Annotated in this window: 1 protein-coding gene; it reads right to left on the reverse strand. The window is 65.9% G+C overall.

Annotation, left to right across the window (positions count from 1 at the left end):
- The coding region (locus ACYVDE_RS24210) for an MGH1-like glycoside hydrolase domain-containing protein (RefSeq protein ID WP_460504080.1) at nt 1-983 on the reverse strand (983 nt) is incomplete at both ends.

Below are 983 nucleotides of genomic sequence, written 5' to 3' on the forward strand. Positions count from 1 at the left end.
CCCTTGCCGGGCTCCTGCCAGCGGCTCACCAGTGCCGCCAGCCGAGGGCGTCGCTGCAGCAGGGCCAGGGCGCGGGCCTGGAATTCGGGCACGGTGGCCAGCAGCTCATCGTCAATCACCTCCACCGCGAACAGCGGAATGAGGCCCACCATGCTGCGGATGCGCAGGCGGGTGCGCGAATCGTCGGGGGCGTGGAGGACGTCATAGTAGAACTGGTCTTCGTCGTCCCAGAGGTTGAAGTGGCCGCCGCCGCCGCGCGTCATGGCTTCGGCGATGTGCAGGAAGTGCTCGAAGAACTTCACGGCCATTTCCTGGAAGACGGGGCGGGTTTGGGCCAGCTCCAGGGCCATGCGCATGAGGTTGAGGGCGAACATGGCCATCCAGGAGGTGCCGTCGCTCTGCTCGATTTTGCCGCCGGTGGGCAGCGGGGCCGAGCGGTCGAACACGCCGATGTTGTCCATGCCCAAGAAGCCGCCCTCAAAGATGTTGCGCTCGTCGCGGTCCTTGCGGTTCACCCACCAGGTGAAGGTCATCACCAGCTTCTGGAACACGGCTTCGAGGAAGTCGGTGTCGGGCTGGCCGTGCAGCTTGCGGTCCATCTGGTACACGCGCCAGGTGGCCCAGGCGTGCACGGGGGCGTTCACGTCGCTGAAATGCCACTCGTAGGCGGGCATCTGGCCGTTGGGGTGCAGGTAGCCATCCTGGCAGAGCAGGCGCAGCTGCTGCTTGGCGAAGGTGCTGTCCACCATCGCCAGGGGCAGGCAGTGGAAGGCCAAGTCCCAGGCCGCGTACCAGGGGTACTCCCACTTGTCGGGCATCGAAATGATATCGGCGTTGTGCAGGTGGCGCCAGGTATGGTTGCGGCCGGTGAGGCGCTTGGCGGGCGGGGCCGGACGGGCGGGGTCGCCGTCAAGCCACTGGTTCACGTCGTAATAATAAAACTGCTTGCTCCAGAGCATGCCGGCAAAGGCCTGGCGCTGCAC

This window comes from Hymenobacter agri (assembly GCF_054778495.1).